Origin of the sequence: Sediminispirochaeta smaragdinae DSM 11293 (assembly GCF_000143985.1) — a bacterium.
GTDB lineage: Bacteria > Spirochaetota > Spirochaetia > DSM-16054 > Sediminispirochaetaceae > Sediminispirochaeta > Sediminispirochaeta smaragdinae.
Genome location: NC_014364.1, coordinates 3,326,907 through 3,343,305, shown reverse-complemented (window position 1 = coordinate 3,343,305; position 16,399 = coordinate 3,326,907). Strand labels below are relative to the sequence as shown.

Sequence of the window (16,399 nt, the reverse complement as noted above, 5' to 3'; positions counted from 1 at the left end):
GCAAAAAGCTCGGCTTTTTAAAACAGAATGCTGCCGCTGTCGTCCCAGCGAGTATAGAGCTTGCAGTTAGGCCGGAGAATGAGATATCTGATTGCTTCTCTTTGCTGTCTGGCCATACAATCACCATCGTGGACGATAGACATGCCGTGGACCGAGTAGCGCATAAGGCCGGTGGGAAGGATTCCGAGGGGAGAACCGTGTGAGAGGATATAGTCGTCGATTTTTTTCCGTGTCTGTTCCGATGCTCCATGTTCCCGTACCCATGTTGCCTGTTCGCTTTCTCCTTCTGCAAAGAGCTGGCGAAAGGTAACCATGTTGGATCCCATCTTTTGAAGGCGCTCAAAAATGGTTGGGGTGGGTATTTCATCGAGGAAATCCGTCATATTGACCGATATCCGCAAATTGAAATCGTAACGTTTGATTTCCTGAGTCAGTCGCTGGATATCGATTTTTTTTGATTCAGGTGTTCCGTTATAGCGGGCATTTTCATCATCATCGAATATCGACGATAAAGAGAGTGAAATAGTTGAAACCCTGATGCTGTTTCGAAGCCAGCGCAGCTTTTCTTCATCAAGACCGACACCGGAGGTTTGTATTTCGAGCCAGCGAAATGGGCTTGAAAGACGGGCATTCCAGGATGCAAAATCGTTTAAGAAGTCTATGTTTACCAGTGGTTCCCCGTCTCCCGTCAGTATGGCCGTATTGCAATCGTTGTCTCTTGCAAATGCCAATCTATCCATGTAATCACGTTCATAAAGATCTCGAAAACGGAGATTTCGTTCGATATGGTCTTTGTATTCCTCTGCCTTCATACGGGATACACAAAATTTACAGGCGTTTGGGCATCCCCCGGGAACAACAATGGAAAGGCTTTGCACATTCATAAAAATATCCTCCGGGGTATAGTATTGCTCTGATGAGATTTCCGCAATTGGTATTTAGGGTATTTGTTCTGCTTTGTCTGAGAAACGGAGGGGAGCTTCTTAAAAGAGTAGTGTTCTGAATCGTGGTGATTATCATGCCCATGCATATGAGGGAAGATAGTCGGCCTTCCAACGCAGTGCCGTTTGCACTCCCTTTAGCCATAGCTCTCGACTTGAAGGAGACATAGGCTGATTCCTCAGGAAAAACCTCCTTTTGGTACATAGACTCCTCAGCTGCCAGGCTACCTTCTCCCCATCGATCCCTGCCACCTGTCCATGGGTCAGCCCTCTTTCATCTCCCTTCCCTCTGATCCGGTACGGCTTCATGAAGTTGTGATAAAACCGGTACACTTCAAGCCGTTCCATCATATTCCCTGTATTCCGGGCAAACTGAACCGTCTGCCTCACATGGTCTGAGTTATCTTTCCTGATCTCCCGATCAAGGTAATTCACACTAAACAGCGGATTGCGTAGATCGCGAATCCTCCTCGAGCTCACCAGACAATGTTCTATCCTTCCCGACACCGCTGTACCCATGGCCTTCATCACCTGTTGGTACTGCTTATGTTCATCGGTATACAACGACAAAGGCTTTTTTTTCGAATGTTTTTGGAGTTCCAGGGTTTTTTCCACCATCCGTTGGAAGGAGTGGTAAACACTTCCTTTGTATAGCTTTAGATGCTCCTTGATCAGTTTGTTTTTCCTCTTTTGATAGTCCGTCATCCGTCCCTTCCTCGTCAGCTGGGCATAGTCGGAAAGGAACCAGAATTGAGACTCCTTTCCTGCAAGGATATGGATGTTATTCGGAAGATATTGAGAACAGACAAAGCTTTCAAATCCGTCTGCAACAAGGTCTTCTGCTATCTCCATGTCACAGGTGAGGGAAGCCGAGGCTGCGAGGCATTGGTGGGCAAGACGCCTGATACGATCCGTAACAGTGGAGCAGGAGGCGTGGAGGATGCGGGAAAGGTCTCTGATGCCCGAGCTGGTGATGAGGTGGGAGAGGATAGTGTGGTAACAGATGTGGCGATGTGTCCAGTAGTCGATGCTAAAGGTCCGGGTTGAGAAGGAGAGCCCGCAGGTTTTGCATTTGAACTTTTGAATACGGGGAGCTGTTTTTGAGTGGTATGACCCTGTTTTTATAAACCAGGGTCCTGCAGCTTGGAAATGATTGGGACAATAGGGATTGGGGCAGAAGGGGGGATGGTTCATGGTATTCTCCTTTTCTGGCTGTTCTTACAATAAATAACTACGAGAAAAGGAGATTTTATTCATGTATCACCACGATTCAGAACACTATTTAATTAATAGACGGTTTAAAGCCAGTCTCTGCGGCTATCCAGTAAATCCCCCCTTTTTTCCGAAGAGCCGAACGCCATACAGAGAAAGGAGTATCAGAAAAGACCAATTCAGGGGAGCCGGGAATAACAATCCAATCTTTTCGTGCCAATTCGACTTCAAGTTGTCCCGGCGCCCAACCCGCATAGCCCACAAGGAAACGGGCCTTCAGATTGATTGTGCCCTCTCGGTTGAGAGCAGGCTTGACCACTGAAAAATCCGGTTCGAAAATCACTCCGGGAGTTGCCTCGATGGCGGCAGGGCTTTTTTTTCCACCGGGTAGCCCTGTGTGGAGTACGAAGACGAAATATTGCTGGACAGGGCCCCCTACAAAAATGAGCTCCTCTCTCCAGGGGGTCTCCCCCAGTTCTTCCACTGCATCCCCAAGAACCGTCGTGCTCGGGCGGTTTATCACCAGCCCCATGGCCCCGTCTTTGTCATGATTGAGCAGAAATACCGCTGTCTGTGAGAAGTTGGGATCGGTCATACTCGATTCGGCTACGAGTAGATGTCCTGTCAAGAAAGCGGGAAGTTCTTCTTCCAAAGGAGGGGTTGGCTCTCCGTACAAGGTAAATGCATCCATATATAATTACTATAACAAAGGAGCCCCGGACTTCGCAATGGGCCCCACGGGCTTATCATTCTGCCGCTTATCCGTTAGCATGCCCCATGCACTATTTTTTTGGAAAAAATCAGAGACGTACGGCTTTTGTGATTGTGGGATGCATCTTCCTTCTTACAGCTGGTATCGTCGGTGCCGCCGATGGTTCGGCAAGCGTCAAAGGAGAGAGAAAGATGGCTATTATCGAGACAAACTACGGAAGTATCACGGTAGAGTTATTTGCCGACGCGGCCCCCAATACGGTTGAAAATTTTCTTGCCCTTGCGGAGGGACGGAAGGAATATACCGATCCGAAAACAGGGGAGAACACTACGGGGAATTTTTACGACGGCCTTGTTTTCCATCGGGTAATCGATGGTTTTATGATCCAGGGCGGCTGTCCGAAGGGGAACGGAACCGGGGATCCCGGATATCGGTTCGATGATGAAATGGATGCTGATGCCCTTGGTCTCGATAAGATCAAGGCCTTTGACGCCAATGGAATGCCGCATCAGTGGCTCATGCTTCAGAGCCAGGATGATTTCAACCGCCAGATCGTTGCCCCTTTGCTTCGAGAGATGGGGATTGACAGTCAGGAGGAGCTTGATCAACGGATGGAAGAGGTCCAGGAGCATATTGCTTCCATGACACTCAAGGAGGCTTACGAAAACATGGGCTATCATTACACAAGTGGCCTGGATTCCCATCCTCCGGTAAAAGGTTCCCTGGCCATGGCAAACAGTGGCCCCGATACCAACGGTAGTCAGTTTTTTATTAATCTTACCGATACTCCATGGCTGACCGGCAAGCATACGGTTTTTGGGCAGGTCGTTTCAGGGATGGATGTTGTGGAAAAAATTGGTTCGGTATCCACCGACGGAAGCAACAGGCCTCTTGAACCGGTAGTCATCAAATCGATCAGGGGGCTTGAATAGGGCGTTGCTTTATCGAGCATGAGCAGAAGGTTTTTTGGCAGTAAGATTATTTTTCCACTATACTTGTGAGTATCACATGTAGGAGGTGTCCAATGGTATCTGGTGGAATTGCGCTTCTCTTTCTGCTGATTGCTGTTCTGCTCATCATCCTTTTCACCGCAAAGTTCAACATGAACGCATTTGTCGTTCTGGTGACTATCGCCTTTTTTTATGGATTGGCTATAGGCCTTCCTCCGGGAGATGTTGTCGCTACCATCCGCTCAGGCTTTGGAGGAACCCTGGGCTACATCGGTATCGTCATTATTGCCGGAACGATTATCGGTATCGTTCTGGAGAAGACCGGTGCCGCTCTTTCCATGACCCAGGCAATTCTAAAGATAGTTGGCAAAGAGCGGTCGCCCCTTGCCATGAGCGTTGCCGGTTATGTGGTCTCGATACCGGTCTTTTGTGATTCCGGTTATGTTATTCTCACCCCTCTCAACAAGGCTCTCGCCGAGGAGACCGGTAAGTCGATGGCTGTGATGGCTGTCGCCCTTGCAACCGGCCTCTATGCGACCCATACCCTTGTTCCCCCGACCCCCGGACCTATTGCTGCGGCAGGGACCCTCGGGGCCGATCTTGGGGCCGTCATTGGCCTTGGATTGATTGTTTCCATCCCCGCCATGCTTGCAGGCTATCTTTGGGCGACGAAGTTTGCCAGTCGCTATGAAATAAAAGCGGAGCTGCAAGAGAGTTATGCCGATCTTCTGGAAAAATACGGTAAGCTTCCCGGTGCTTTTCATTCTTTTCTTCCTCTTTTGGTTCCTATTCTTCTCATTCTCCTTAAATCGGTAGCGGCTTATCCGAGTCACCCCTTCGGACAAGGCGGTTTTTCGGCCTTTATCCAATTCATCGGCGATCCTGTCACCGCCTTGATGCTCGGTATCTTTATCTCCCTGACACTGGTAAAGAAGGATCTCCGGAAAGAGGCGGTCTCTTCATGGATGGGTGAGGGAGTGAAGAATGCTGCATTAATTCTTGCCATCACCGGTGCCGGGGGCGCTTTCGGTGCCGTGCTGAAGGCCTCTCCCATGGCGGAGTTTATCAATTCCAACCTTTCAACCCTTAAATTGGGCATTTTCCTTCCTTTTATTATCTCTGCCGCCCTCAAGACTGCTCAGGGATCGTCCACCGTGGCAATCATCACCACGTCGTCGATCATGGCACCTCTGCTTTCGGTCCTTGGTCTGAATCCAGCCCTGACGGTGCTTGCAATCGGTGCCGGAGCAATGGTCGTTTCTCATGCCAACGATTCCTATTTTTGGGTTGTTACTCAATTCTCGGGCATGGAGGTTTCAACCTCCTATAAGGCCTATACCTCGGCAACCCTTGTTGAGGGAGTGGTTGCCTTTCTGGTTGTGGCACTCTTGTCGATATTTATATAAATAATGATGAGCTTTTGCCCCGGGGGAAGCATTTTCCCGGGGCAGCTATGCACAGGAGTCCGAGAGCCATGCTTATCGCAAAGATGTCCTTACTGTCAGGAATATTGGTGGTGAATACGGTATAACTCTTTCTCTCTCTGCAACTTGTACTAAATTTTGTCAGGACATGGTTCTTTGCATACGATAACTGGTTATTCCATAGGTCATTGGCTGGGGCTGCGACCACCACGATTCCGGACAGTAGTATTAAATTCCCAACACGCTGCTTTGAACTGTGAGGAAAGACCATGGTGGTATTTCGCCCCGCAAACAGACATCTTGATGAAGAATATGCATAGCGAGTAAAAACTTCTCCCCTTTTTGCCGATATAGAACCGAAGGAGTCTATTGTGGAGAGTGATCAGAGGCAGGTAATCCTCCTGCAGGTTGCCGATGAACAGCGAAAGAAAGAACGGCATGCGGCTCAGCGTAGCCGCAGAAAGCGGCGCAGGATGAATTGGCTCCGACATTCGGTAGATTCCGTTCCTTTCAAAGTCGCACTCTTTCTTGTTTTTCTCATATTGACATCGATGGCCGGTATCACCGCCTTCGAAATGACAAAGAATAATCAATTTGAGACCATTTGGGACGCATTCTGGTATGCTATCGTTACTGTAACCACTGTCGGTTATGGAGACAAAACTCCTATCACCGTGGGCGGCAGAATTGTCGGACTTTTGCTTATGGGAATAGGGGTCGTCGTTGTTGCCGCCATTACCGGACAGATTGCATCGTTCCTGGTTGATCAACAGATGAAAAGGAGGGAAGGCTTGCTCAGTCTGAGAAATATACAGAACCATTTTATCATTTGCGGCTGGCGGAAGGAATTGGAGAAGGTGGTTGAAGGTGTTCTGGCGGTGAATGCCGATCTTGATCCCTCGGGTATTGTCCTGATCAACTCTATTGGCGCCGAAAAGATGCAGGGCATAGTGAATAATCCCGTTTTTAAAGGGATAAACTACATAAACGGTGATTATATTGAGGAAGAAACCCTGAAACGTGCAAACATCAAGGATGCTCGGCGGGTGATGCTTCTTGCCGACCAGAGCCAGGAGTATTCACTTCAGGAAATGGATTCCCGTACCGTCATGGCGGTGCTCACCATCGAGTCGATTTCAAAGAGGGTCTATGTTTGTGCGGAACTCCTTGATGAGAAGTTCGAGAAGTACCTTCGTCTTGCAAATTGCGATGAGATTATTTTGAGCCGTGAATATTCGAAGTTGATCCTTGCCAATGCCTCCAGTGCCTCGGGGGTCAGTCACATTGTAACCGATCTCCTTTCAACCAAGGGCGGCGGCTTGAAGACAAAGTCGATTCCCGCCGATTTCATTGGGAAAAGTTTTGGCGACCTTTCAGCGTATCTGGAAGGGAAATACGGGGCCATCATTATCGGTCTTTTGGAGAATACCGGGAATTTCTATCATAGAAAAAAGGAAGCGCTGAATGAGGCCCAGATGACCCCGGACATCTCCACGCTTGTAGAGAATCTGAAGGCGGTAAAGCAGTTAACGCCGAATAAGTCGGTGCTTAACCCAGGAAAAGAGTACATCGTAAAAAAGAACTCCAGGGCGATCGTTATCGAACTTGCGATAGCGGAAAGGGGCTCGATATGAACGAACTTGATCGATTGAAACAGATCGCTCTCTTTTCCGAATTCGCAGACAAGCCGGAACGAATCCAAAAGATCCTTGCGGTGGCAGAAAGGGTTCAGGTTAGGGCTGGCGAGGTGATTATTAAGGAGGGAGATGTTGGGGATACCCTTTTTATTATCTTGGAGGGAAGCGTAAGAATCATAAAGAAAACCCTTCAGAATGAGCCCTATACCGTAGTCATCCTAAAAGAAAATGAGAATGTCTATTTCGGCGAACTTGCCCTAGTCGATAGTGATCGGCGTTCCGCAACGGTCATAGCAGAAAGCGATTGTTCTCTTATCAGTCTGGCCAGGAATAGCTTTCTGACCCTGTGCCGGGAGGATTACGAACTTGGATTTCGAGTCGTCCTGCAGATAGCAAAGAAGCTTTCTTCAAGCCTTCGAAAGATGAATCAGGATGTTATCACTCTTTTCGAGGCTCTTGTTTCGGAAGTTGATGGGGAAGACCTTTCCTAAAATTGCGATAATGGTTACAGTATTTATATGAAAGAGCTGATTGAACGAGTGCTCGAGACCGAAAAAAATGCCGCCGGTCGGGTGGAAAATGCCCGGTCGGAGTCTGCTCGTATCCAGAGTGAGGCAGATCAAAAGGCTGCCTCGATCATTGATGAGGCTCGAGCCGAGGCCTCCCGCCGTATCGACGCGGCAGTGAAGGCTGCTGAGAGTGAGGCCCACTCTATAAGAGACCAACGACTTCAGGCAACGGACGAGGACATTGAAGCGTACCGGAAACGGGTCGAGGGACGTTTTGATCTTATCTTGGATGAGGCCGTGAAACTTATTATTCACGGGAGAGGAGAATAGTCCTTTTGACGGCCCCTGTTAGACAATATGGTTTTATTAATGCGAAACTTCGTACTCGCTTAAACAAGCTTTTTGATGAGGCTACCCTGGAAAAGCTTCGACAGGCTCCCTCGCTTGCCGAGGCGATTCAACTTTTGAAGGATACTCCTTATCGACAGGAAGTTTCGGTTTACGAAAGTACCGGTGACCTGAAAGAGGTGGAGGCTGCCTTGTGGCGACGGGAGATCGCCACCGTTGCCGAACTCAGACGCTACCTCAAGGGAACGTTGCTTGGCTTCCTCGATGGCCTGTTGCTCCGCTACGAGGTTGATATTGTTCGCAACAGCGTACGCCTCTGGTTTGATGCCCATCTCAAGCGCCGTAGTATCGGCGGCGAGGCTGGATATCTTTATCAGGAGACCCTCGTCAACCCCTTTTCAATAGATGAAGTGGTGAATGCCGAAGATTTCGACGCCTTACTTGAGGCCTTCAAGCTTACCCCCTATGGCCAGTTGCTTGAAGATAATCGTCAGGATATTGAAAGTAGAGCCCATCTCTTTCGTTTTGAAACGGACCTGGATCGTTTTTTTTATCGACAGTTCATCGAATCTGCCGGTCGGCTTGATGCCACAGATAAACGAATTGCCCTCCGCCTGATTGCCGTAGAGGTCGATCTTCGAAATGTGGACAGAATTGCGCGGCTGGCTTTCTTTTATCCACCGGAAAAACGAAGCCAGTGGCATATTATTATTCCCGGAGGAAGCTTTTCCGGGCAGCTTCTCGACAGTGCCGTTTCGGTACGAAAGGGTGAGGATGCCGTTGCGACGCTGCTGAACGGCCATTATCCCGGGCTCGATTCTTTTACTTCCTCTTCTTCGGAGGATAGCTTGGGGATGGTCGAAGGTCTTCTTCGGCAGATTCGCCGGGAAGAGACCATGAAGCTGCTGAGAGGCTACCCCTTCACCGTCGGTATTATTCTTGCCTATGTGTTTCTCAAGCGCAAAGAGATCGGTACCGTGGTTTCCCTGCTGAATGCACACTATTATGGAGTTTCTCCTGATCGAATGGGGGATGGATTATGATTGTTACCGGAAAAATGAGACATCTCACCGGTGCTGTGCTTGATTCTGACAGCAATGCGGTTACCCGGGAACTTTTACGGCTGGGGGTGCTTGATTTCGTCTCATTACAGGAGATGAGTCCCGATTGGCGGAACGAGCTTGATCCTGTATACCCGAGGGAAGAGCAACGCCAGGTAGCAAAGCTCCGGGAACGTATCGAAACCTTTTTTGCCATTCTCGATGCTCACCCTGCGACCCTCGTCGACTTCTTTCCCGAAGACGAGGGGTATGCAGGTTCGCTTGATGAGGCCGAGCGTCGGCTTGATAAGGTTGCCTCTGCGATTCAGCGTGTGCGGGAAGAACAGAAGGCAATCAGCCAGGAATTGAATCGCACGAAGGAACTGCAGCGCCATCTTGATGGAGGAGGGGATTCCCTCATAAAGCAGCCCCACCGTTTTTTGTCGATTCGTTACGGGCTTCCCTCTTCGGGAAGAGAAGAGGAGTTTCGCGCCGCTCTCGGGAAATTCCCCTGTGTCTATCTTGACAGTGGGCTTCTTATGACCTTGAAACGTGATGAGGCCGGGATTGCTCCCTTGCTGGAACGTTTCGGCTGGAGGGAGATCCCCGCTCCCGTAAAGGAAGAGCACGGGCCTGGCCTCGCCGATGCGGAGATCGAAAGAAAGACGCGGGAACTTGAGGCCAAAAACGATGAGTTGGAAAAGAAGGCACGGGAGATTGTCGAAGGCAAGAAAGATGAGCTCCTTTCGCTCTGGAAAGGCTTACGAATACGTGAGCTCTCCGAAACGGTACGCGGCTTTTTCGGAAAAACGGCGAGGACCTTCATTTTTGCAGGGTGGGTTCCTGCGTCCCACGAAAAGGAACTGGACGGCGCTCTTAGAAGGGTGACGGACAATAGGTGCCATCTCGAATGGCTGGATCCCTTTTCGCACAAAGACGGACAGCTGCCGAAGCAGATACCGGTGATCATGAACAATCCAAAATGGCTTAGGCCCTTTGAAAAGCTGGTGACCAACTATGCCATCCCTGCCTACGGCACTGTTGATCCGACCATTTTTGTCGCTGTTTTCTACTGTGCCATGTTCGGACTCATGTTCGGAGATGTCGGACACGGTTTGGTCGTTTTCCTTATCGGTCTTTTCGGTAAGCTTAAGGCAAAGAAATCGGGAAAACAGGAGCATTTTCTCTTTTCGCTCTTTAGATGGTGCGGGGGATCGGCAATGGTCGCCGGTGCTCTTTTCGGTTCGTGGTTCGGAGTAGAACTCCTTCCTCCTCTCTGGTTTGACTATCACGGCATTATCTCCGGTCATAGTGTCGAAGGTGGTGTTCAAAGCATCTACGATATTCTTCTAATAACCATCTATTTTGGTATTGCTGTCATCGGGGTCGGGTTTTTACTTAATTTCTACAATCGTATTGTAAAACGTGACTGGGTTGCGCTTTTTTTCGATAAGGGAGGGCTGCTTGGCGGCTGGCTTTACGCGGCAGGTACCTGGAGCGCTTTCTACTTTGTTCGGCATGATTATCGTCAACTTCCCGATAGCTCTTTTCTTGCCTTTTTCCTTGGCTTGCCCGCTTTGCTTATGATCGTTAAGCCGGTTATCGAATGGCATCACGCCCATCGCGGCGAGCGCTTTGGCCTCATGAGCGTGGCCTATCTGCTGATGGAGTGGCTTGTGGAACTCCTGGAGGTCTTTTCGGGATACCTTTCAAATACCCTCTCCTTTATGCGGGTTGCCGGGCTTGGAATAGCCCATGTATCTCTTTTGATGGCCTTTTTCCAGATAGCGGATATGACGGCAGGAAGCGGCGGATACACAATCTGGTCTTACATTATTTTGCTTTTGGGAAATGTCTTGATTATTGGACTCGAAGGTCTTTCGGCGGGAATACAATCCCTCCGTTTAAACTATTATGAATTTTTCTCGAAATATTTTGACGGAACCGGGCGTGCCTATGCACCGGTCTCGCTGAAACATTGATAAACAAAGGAGTATCGTATGAGCGATAACGTACGCAAAAGATTTGCCGGTCACATTCGAGCAAGCTTCGTCGTTACCATCCTTGTCATGGTGGTAGCGGGACTCTTCTTTACCGCCTCCGCTTTTGGGCAGGAAAGTACGGAAAGTACGGAAAGTACAGCCACGGTTTCAGCTGCGCGGGCTGAGGTTCAGAAGTTTGGTTTGATTGCAGCGGCAGCAGCTTTCGGTCTCGGAGCCATCGGCGCAGGAATCGCCATTGGTAATGTCGGCTCCGCGGCAATGGGAACCATCGGTGAAAAACCCGAGCTTGCCGGACAAGCCCTGATTTTTATCGCCCTTGCCGAAGGTTTGGTTGTTTTCGGTTTTATTACCGCCCTTATGATCCTTGGAAAGGTGTAAACAGAATTCATGGATTATTTCGTTATCGGTGATGAGGATACCATACTCGGTTTTGGCATGGTTGGAGTTAGGGGCCGAAGTGTTGAGGATGCTGTCTCGGCAAACGCCGCCCTCTCGGAGGCCTTGGACGACAAAGAGATTGGAATTATCATTATCACCGAAACGGCCGCCGAAACTATTCGTGACCGGGTCAATGGATTAACGTTTTCGCACCGGTTTCCTCTTATCGTTGAGATTCCGGACCGTAATGGTCCCTCACCCGGGCGGAAAAGCTTGCGGGAGCTGGTTAATCAGGCGATCGGGATAAAACTGTAATCGGGAGTGTGGCAATGGCTGAGGCCCTGATAGAAGGAATTGAAAAAGATGCCCAAAAGGAAGCGGAGCAGCTGCTTTCCGAAGCAAAGCAGCGGGCCGAAGATACGGTACGTGGGGCCCAAAGCCGTGCCGAGGGTATACTGAAAGATGCGGAGAAGAAGGCAGAGGAGCGTTCGAAACTGCTTGCAGACCGTGAGAGCCGTTCGACCGAAGCAGAGGTAAAACGGCTTCGGCTTAAGGCTCGGGATGAACTTAGGCGGGAAATTCTTGCCTTGGTCCGTCGGCGGCTTCGAACGCTACCCGAGCGAGAGGATTACGACGAGATCATTCTCTCCTGGCTTGAAGAGGCCGCCATAGGCACCGGGGCGAAACATACCGTTGTCTACGCCGGTTTCAAAGAACAAACGCTAATTACACCTGAACTGCTGAAACGTGCTGAAAAGGAATCGGGTATCAAAGTCTCGCTTGCCGAAGAGCAGGGTTCCGATCTCCCCGAAGGCCTTGGCCTCTTAAGCGGCCGCCAGGGGGTTATTGTAACCGACAGCAAGCGTCGTGTGGTCTATGACAATAGCGTCGAGGCCCGTATCGGAAGGTTGGAAGGCGCACTTCGCAGAATGATTGATCGGGAGTTGCAATGAGCGAACGGATAATTGGAACGGTGGGTCGGGTAAACGGCCCCGTCATAGAGGCGGAAGGGATCAGCGATGCCATAATGATGGAGCTGGTCCACGTCGGTAATAAACGGCTGGTCGGCGAAGTGATTAAGCTTCACGGCAACAGTGCGACCCTTCAGGTGTATGAGGATACCACCGGTATTGCTCCGGGGGATCCAATCTACGGAAGCGGCCTTCCCCTTTCGGTTGAGTTGGGGCCCGGACTTATCGGTACCATATATGACGGAATTCAGCGCCCTCTTGAACGTATTCGGGAGGTTTGTGGGACCTACATTGAGCGTGGCATTGATGAGCCTGCCCTGGATCGTAAGAAAAAGTGGACCTTTGCTCCCGATTCTAAGGTGGGGGATGATATCTCAGGCGGGATGATCCTCGGACGAGTGAAGGAAACCGATCGGGTCGAACACCGCATTATGGCACATCCCGATATCTCCGGACGAATTGTGAACATTGCAGAGAAGGGTGAATATGCTATTGATGAAGTGATCGCCGAAATCGAGGATGAATCGGGGAACAAGCATAGCCTCACCATGGTGCAGCGATGGCCGATTCGTATACCGCGTCCTTCAAAGAGTCGAAAGCCGCTTACCATTCCCCTCATAACCGGCCAGCGTGTCATCGATACTCTGTTTCCCCTTGCCAAGGGAGGAACGGTTGCAATTCCCGGTGGATTCGGCACGGGAAAGACCATGACGCAGCACGCCGTTGCCAAGTGGTGCGACGCCGATATCATCATTTACATCGGTTGTGGAGAACGTGGTAACGAGATGACCGATGTTCTAACCGAATTCCCTCAGCTTGTTGACCCAAGAACCGGAACAAGCCTTATGGAACGGACCATCCTTATAGCCAACACCAGTAACATGCCGGTTTCGGCCCGTGAAGCGAGTGTTTATACCGGTGTTACCCTTGCCGAATACTTTCGTGATCAAGGCTACCATGTGGCTGTTATGGCCGATTCCACCAGCCGTTGGGCCGAGGCTATGCGAGAGCTTTCGGGCAGAATGGAAGAGATGCCTGCCGAGGAGGGCTTTCCCGCCTACCTGCCCACCCGAATCGCCGAGTTTTACGAGCGGGCCGGCTATGTGGACACCCTGTCCGGCAGCGACGGCTCTGTTTCCATCATCGGTGCGGTCAGTCCCCCCGGAGGTGATTTCTCGGAACCTGTAACACAGCATACCAAGCGTTTTGTCCGTTGCTTTTGGGGGCTTGACCGTCAATTGGCAAATGCCCGTCATTATCCGGCAATCAGCTGGCTCGAAAGCTATTCCGAATATCTCGACGAGATCACCTCGTGGTGGGAAAGACGGGTGGGAGAGGAATGGACCGCCGAACGTCGGGAAATGATGGATCTGCTCCAGCGGGAGGTTCGCTTGCAGCAAGTGGTGAAACTTGTTGGTCCCGATGCACTTCCCGACAGTCAGCGTTTTATCATTGAGGTATGTACCCTCTTTAAGAACGCCTTCCTCCAGCAAAACGCCTTCGACGATGTCGATCGCTACTCAACGGTTGAGAAGCAGGCGCGTATGCTCTCTCTCATTATTACGTACTGGAGAAAGGGCAGGGAAGCGATAAAACGGGGTGCAACCCTTTCAAAGGTAAAACGACTGAAAGCGGTCCAGGAACTTGTAAAGATGAAGTTCACTATCCCCAATGAAGATACCAAGGAGTTCGATAAGCTGGGTGCCAGACTCGAACGGGCCTTTGATCAGATGGAGTCAATGTATGCAGCACGATGACCGAACCCTCCTGTCGGGAAGACAGTATCTCGGGGCGGACAGCATGGAAGGGCCGCTCCTTATCATGAGAAATACGCACCCTGTCGGCTATCGCGAGCTGGTCGAATGTGTCGATGCCTCGGGCAAGACTCGTCTCGGCATGGTCCTCGATACCAGCCGGGAAGCCGTTGTCGTCCAGGTCTTTGAAGGGACCAGTGGAATGACCCTCCCTTCTACCAGAACGCGTTTTTTAGGAGAACCCCTTTCCCTGGAGGTTACCGATTCAATGCTCGGCAGGATCTTTGACGGAATTGGCCGGCCCATCGACGACGGTCCCTCTCCCGTCGGGGAGGAGACCCGGGATGTTAATGGAATTGCCGTCAATCCCACCAGCCGTGAATATCCCCGTGATTTTATTCAGACCGGAATTTCGGTTATCGATGGAATGAATACCCTGATCAGGGGCCAAAAACTTCCCATTTTCAGTGGAAACGGTCTTCCCCACAACGAGCTTGCCGCCCAGATCACCCGTCAGGCGAAAATTCGGGGAGAGGGCACTGACTTCGCCATTGTTTTCGCCGCCATGGGTGTTAAGCATGATGTCGCCCGCTTTTTCATCGACAGTTTCGAAAGTACCGGCGTTCTTGAAAATGTGGCGCTTTTCCTTTCCCTGGCCGATGATCCCTCGATCGAACGACTTATTACCCCGCGTTCTGCCCTTACCCTGGCCGAACATCTTGCCTATGAGCGTGGCATGCATGTTTTGGTGATTCTTACGGATATGTCGAATTACTGTGAAAGCCTTCGTGAGGTAAGTACCCTTCGGGGAGAGATCCCCAGTAGAAAGGGGTATCCAGGTTATCTCTATTCCGATCTTGCCGAAATCTACGAGCGGGCCGGTATGGTAAAGGGCGCAGCAGGTTCAATCACGCAGCTGCCCATCCTTACCATGCCCAACGATGACATCAGCCACCCGATCCCCGATCTCACGGGATACATCACCGAGGGGCAGATCGTTTTTGAACGGGAAATGCACGGCCGGGCCATCTATCCGCCGGTCGCGGGCCTGCCGAGTCTTTCACGTCTGATGAAGGACGGAATCGGAAAGGACATGACGAGAGAGGATCATCCCCATCTTGCCAGTCAGCTTTTTGCCGCCTACAGCTACGTAAAAGATGTGCGAAACCTTGCCTCTGTTATTGGTGAGGAAGAGCTTACCCCTCTTGATCACCAGTATATGCAGTTTGGGGAGGCCTTTGAACGACAGTTCGTCAGCCAACGTCACGATGAGAACCGCACCATCGAGGAGACCCTTGATCTCGGCTGGAAGGTCTTGGGAGAGCTTCCAACCGAAGAGCTCCACAGGGTGACCGACGAAGAGATCGAAACCTATTACGGTCGGTAGTTGCCATGAGAAACCTTGCTCCGACAAAAAGTAACCTCCTCTCTGTCCAGGATGAGCTTAAATTTGCTAAACTTGGTTATGAGCTCTTGGATCAAAAGCGGAATATACTCGTTCTTGAACTCTTAAATCTTGTCGACCAGGCGAGTGATTTTGAGGAAAAGGTGGAGCATAGTCTCGCTTCTGCCTATACTGCATTGCAGGATGCGACCTTGGACATGGGACGCTTGAGGGTCCAACAGCTCTCCAGGGCCGTTAACATGAGCTGCGACATCAATCTAAAAGATCGGCGGGTCATGGGAGTGCAGCTGCCGGTGGTCCAGACTCAATTCGACGATCAGCCCCCCTATTACAGCCCATCCGAGACCAGTTTCAGGGTCGACGGTGCCATGCAGGGCTTTAAAGAGGCCCTGGAGCTGATGGGGCGACTTGCCGAGCTTAAGATTTCCATTATGCGTCTTGCAACCGAGGTGAAGAAGACCATTCGAAAGGTCAACGCCTTGGAAAAAATCGCCATACCGGACCTAAACGAAACGGTTGATTTTATCCGGAACAGACTCGAAGAAAACGAACGTGATATGTTTATCTTGATGAAGATGGTAAAGGAACGGCTGGAGCGGAAAAAGGAGGAAACAAGCCATGACGGGAATAGTTGATCGAATGATGGTGTACCTGGACGGCAGTGAAGAGTCCCTTGCCGCGGCAGCCTATGCGGTGGCCCTTGCCAAGCAGAGTGGTGCCACGCTTTACGCCCTCTATGTGGTCAATACGCGGGCCCTCAATGATCTCGTTACTGCAAGGATCTTTCTTGCCTCAGAGCAGGATGAATATCAACATGATCTTGAGGCAGATGCCGAACGCTATCTTAATTATGCCGTAAAATTGGGTTCCGATCGTGGAATTACCGTTGACCCCTTGCGCAGCGAAGGAACCGTCAACCAGGAAATAAAATCAAAGGTTGATCAGCTTGAGATCGATTTGCTGATCATCGGTGAACTTGCCAGAATCAGGAGCCGCCGGGACGAGTTCTTCGATGAAACCGAGCGGGCGATGCGGTCGGTTGGGTGTTCTGTTTTGATTGTAAAAGATGAAGAACGGGTCTGGGACCTGTACGACGCATTATAGGCCAGGGGGGA

At 50.6% G+C, this 16,399-nt stretch carries 17 protein-coding genes; 14 read left to right on the top strand and 3 right to left on the bottom strand.

The window, feature by feature from the left end:
• Positions 1-17: 17 nt before the first annotated feature.
• The 3 genes from SPIRS_RS15745 to SPIRS_RS15735 all read right to left on the bottom strand — a co-directional run bounded on the left by SPIRS_RS15745 (position 18) and on the right by SPIRS_RS15735 (position 2,844).
• Entirely contained in the window at positions 18-884 is an 867-nt protein-coding gene (locus tag SPIRS_RS15745) for a radical SAM protein (protein ID WP_013255678.1), read from the bottom strand.
• Between the two features lie 132 nt (positions 885-1,016).
• A complete protein-coding gene (locus SPIRS_RS15740; protein WP_013255677.1) occupies positions 1,017-2,135 on the bottom strand; it encodes a flagellar export protein FliJ in 1,119 nt (372 codons plus the stop codon).
• 88 nt (positions 2,136-2,223) lie between these two features.
• Positions 2,224-2,844 carry a YqgE/AlgH family protein gene (locus SPIRS_RS15735; RefSeq protein WP_013255676.1) on the bottom strand — a complete coding sequence of 207 codons (621 nt, stop codon included), beginning with the start codon at positions 2,842-2,844 and terminating at the stop codon, positions 2,224-2,226.
• An 86-nt stretch (positions 2,845-2,930) separates the two neighbouring features.
• On the opposite strand from SPIRS_RS15735, the gene SPIRS_RS15730 reads away from it, so the two are divergent.
• The 14 genes from SPIRS_RS15730 to SPIRS_RS15665 all read left to right on the top strand — a co-directional run bounded on the left by SPIRS_RS15730 (position 2,931) and on the right by SPIRS_RS15665 (position 16,388).
• Positions 2,931-3,797, top strand: coding sequence for a peptidylprolyl isomerase (locus tag SPIRS_RS15730; protein WP_013255675.1), 867 nt, complete (start codon positions 2,931-2,933; stop codon positions 3,795-3,797).
• Positions 3,798-3,889: 92 nt separating this feature from the next.
• The gene (locus tag SPIRS_RS15725) at positions 3,890-5,221 is read left to right on the top strand and encodes a GntP family permease (RefSeq protein WP_013255674.1); all 1,332 of its coding nucleotides are present in this window, start codon (positions 3,890-3,892) and stop codon (positions 5,219-5,221) included.
• Positions 5,222-5,610: 389 nt separating this feature from the next.
• A complete protein-coding gene (locus tag SPIRS_RS15720; RefSeq protein ID WP_013255673.1) occupies positions 5,611-6,873 on the top strand; it encodes a potassium channel protein in 1,263 nt (420 codons plus the stop codon).
• Entirely contained in the window at positions 6,870-7,367 is a 498-nt protein-coding gene (locus tag SPIRS_RS15715; protein WP_013255672.1) for a cyclic nucleotide-binding domain-containing protein, read from the top strand. Before SPIRS_RS15720 ends, SPIRS_RS15715 begins: the two co-directional genes overlap by 4 nt.
• A 27-nt stretch (positions 7,368-7,394) precedes the next feature.
• Positions 7,395-7,715 carry a V-type ATP synthase subunit E family protein gene (locus SPIRS_RS15710; protein WP_013255671.1) on the top strand — a complete coding sequence of 107 codons (321 nt, stop codon included), beginning with the start codon at positions 7,395-7,397 and terminating at the stop codon, positions 7,713-7,715.
• Positions 7,716-7,720: 5 nt separating this feature from the next.
• Complete coding sequence (locus SPIRS_RS15705; RefSeq protein WP_013255670.1) at positions 7,721-8,776, top strand: V0D/AC39 family V-type ATPase subunit; 1,056 nt, start codon at positions 7,721-7,723, stop codon at positions 8,774-8,776.
• Positions 8,773-10,755: a V-type ATP synthase subunit I gene (locus SPIRS_RS15700; RefSeq protein ID WP_013255669.1), complete on the top strand. Its 1,983-nt coding sequence runs from the start codon at positions 8,773-8,775 to the stop codon at positions 10,753-10,755. The genes SPIRS_RS15705 and SPIRS_RS15700 overlap by 4 nt, the downstream gene beginning before the upstream one ends.
• A gap of 18 nt (positions 10,756-10,773) precedes the next feature.
• On the top strand, positions 10,774-11,154 hold the full coding sequence (locus SPIRS_RS15695) for an ATP synthase subunit C (protein ID WP_013255668.1): 381 nt from the start codon (positions 10,774-10,776) through the stop codon (positions 11,152-11,154).
• A gap of 9 nt (positions 11,155-11,163) precedes the next feature.
• Entirely contained in the window at positions 11,164-11,469 is a 306-nt protein-coding gene (locus SPIRS_RS15690; RefSeq protein ID WP_013255667.1) for a V-type ATP synthase subunit F, read from the top strand.
• Between the two features lie 14 nt (positions 11,470-11,483).
• Entirely contained in the window at positions 11,484-12,107 is a 624-nt protein-coding gene (locus SPIRS_RS15685; RefSeq protein WP_013255666.1) for a V-type ATP synthase subunit E, read from the top strand.
• Positions 12,104-13,882: a V-type ATP synthase subunit A gene (locus SPIRS_RS15680; protein ID WP_013255665.1), complete on the top strand. Its 1,779-nt coding sequence runs from the start codon at positions 12,104-12,106 to the stop codon at positions 13,880-13,882. The genes SPIRS_RS15685 and SPIRS_RS15680 overlap by 4 nt, the downstream gene beginning before the upstream one ends.
• Positions 13,869-15,266 carry a V-type ATP synthase subunit B gene (locus SPIRS_RS15675; protein ID WP_013255664.1) on the top strand — a complete coding sequence of 466 codons (1,398 nt, stop codon included), beginning with the start codon at positions 13,869-13,871 and terminating at the stop codon, positions 15,264-15,266. The genes SPIRS_RS15680 and SPIRS_RS15675 overlap by 14 nt, the downstream gene beginning before the upstream one ends.
• A gap of 5 nt (positions 15,267-15,271) precedes the next feature.
• On the top strand, positions 15,272-15,919 hold the full coding sequence (locus SPIRS_RS15670) for a V-type ATP synthase subunit D (RefSeq protein WP_013255663.1): 648 nt from the start codon (positions 15,272-15,274) through the stop codon (positions 15,917-15,919).
• Positions 15,903-16,388 carry a universal stress protein gene (locus SPIRS_RS15665; protein WP_013255662.1) on the top strand — a complete coding sequence of 162 codons (486 nt, stop codon included), beginning with the start codon at positions 15,903-15,905 and terminating at the stop codon, positions 16,386-16,388. The genes SPIRS_RS15670 and SPIRS_RS15665 overlap by 17 nt, the downstream gene beginning before the upstream one ends.
• The last annotated feature ends 11 nt before the right edge of the window (positions 16,389-16,399 follow it).

Excerpts from the sequence above, each read along its gene's own strand:
- SPIRS_RS15745 (WP_013255678.1), bottom strand. The coding sequence starts at position 884 with ATGAATGTGCAAAGCCTTTCCATTGTTGTTCCCGGGGGATGCCCAAAC.
- SPIRS_RS15740 (WP_013255677.1), bottom strand. The coding sequence starts at position 2,135 with ATGAACCATCCCCCCTTCTGCCCCAATCCCTATTGTCCCAATCATTTC.
- SPIRS_RS15735 (WP_013255676.1), bottom strand. The coding sequence starts at position 2,844 with ATGGATGCATTTACCTTGTACGGAGAGCCAACCCCTCCTTTGGAAGAA.
- SPIRS_RS15730 (WP_013255675.1), top strand. The coding sequence starts at position 2,931 with ATGCACTATTTTTTTGGAAAAAATCAGAGACGTACGGCTTTTGTGATT.
- SPIRS_RS15725 (WP_013255674.1), top strand. The coding sequence starts at position 3,890 with ATGGTATCTGGTGGAATTGCGCTTCTCTTTCTGCTGATTGCTGTTCTG.
- SPIRS_RS15715 (WP_013255672.1), top strand. The coding sequence starts at position 6,870 with ATGAACGAACTTGATCGATTGAAACAGATCGCTCTCTTTTCCGAATTC.
- SPIRS_RS15710 (WP_013255671.1), top strand. The coding sequence starts at position 7,395 with ATGAAAGAGCTGATTGAACGAGTGCTCGAGACCGAAAAAAATGCCGCC.
- SPIRS_RS15700 (WP_013255669.1), top strand. The coding sequence starts at position 8,773 with ATGATTGTTACCGGAAAAATGAGACATCTCACCGGTGCTGTGCTTGAT.
- SPIRS_RS15695 (WP_013255668.1), top strand. The coding sequence starts at position 10,774 with ATGAGCGATAACGTACGCAAAAGATTTGCCGGTCACATTCGAGCAAGC.
- SPIRS_RS15690 (WP_013255667.1), top strand. The coding sequence starts at position 11,164 with ATGGATTATTTCGTTATCGGTGATGAGGATACCATACTCGGTTTTGGC.
- SPIRS_RS15685 (WP_013255666.1), top strand. The coding sequence starts at position 11,484 with ATGGCTGAGGCCCTGATAGAAGGAATTGAAAAAGATGCCCAAAAGGAA.
- SPIRS_RS15680 (WP_013255665.1), top strand. The coding sequence starts at position 12,104 with ATGAGCGAACGGATAATTGGAACGGTGGGTCGGGTAAACGGCCCCGTC.
- SPIRS_RS15675 (WP_013255664.1), top strand. The coding sequence starts at position 13,869 with ATGCAGCACGATGACCGAACCCTCCTGTCGGGAAGACAGTATCTCGGG.
- SPIRS_RS15670 (WP_013255663.1), top strand. The coding sequence starts at position 15,272 with ATGAGAAACCTTGCTCCGACAAAAAGTAACCTCCTCTCTGTCCAGGAT.
- SPIRS_RS15665 (WP_013255662.1), top strand. The coding sequence starts at position 15,903 with ATGACGGGAATAGTTGATCGAATGATGGTGTACCTGGACGGCAGTGAA.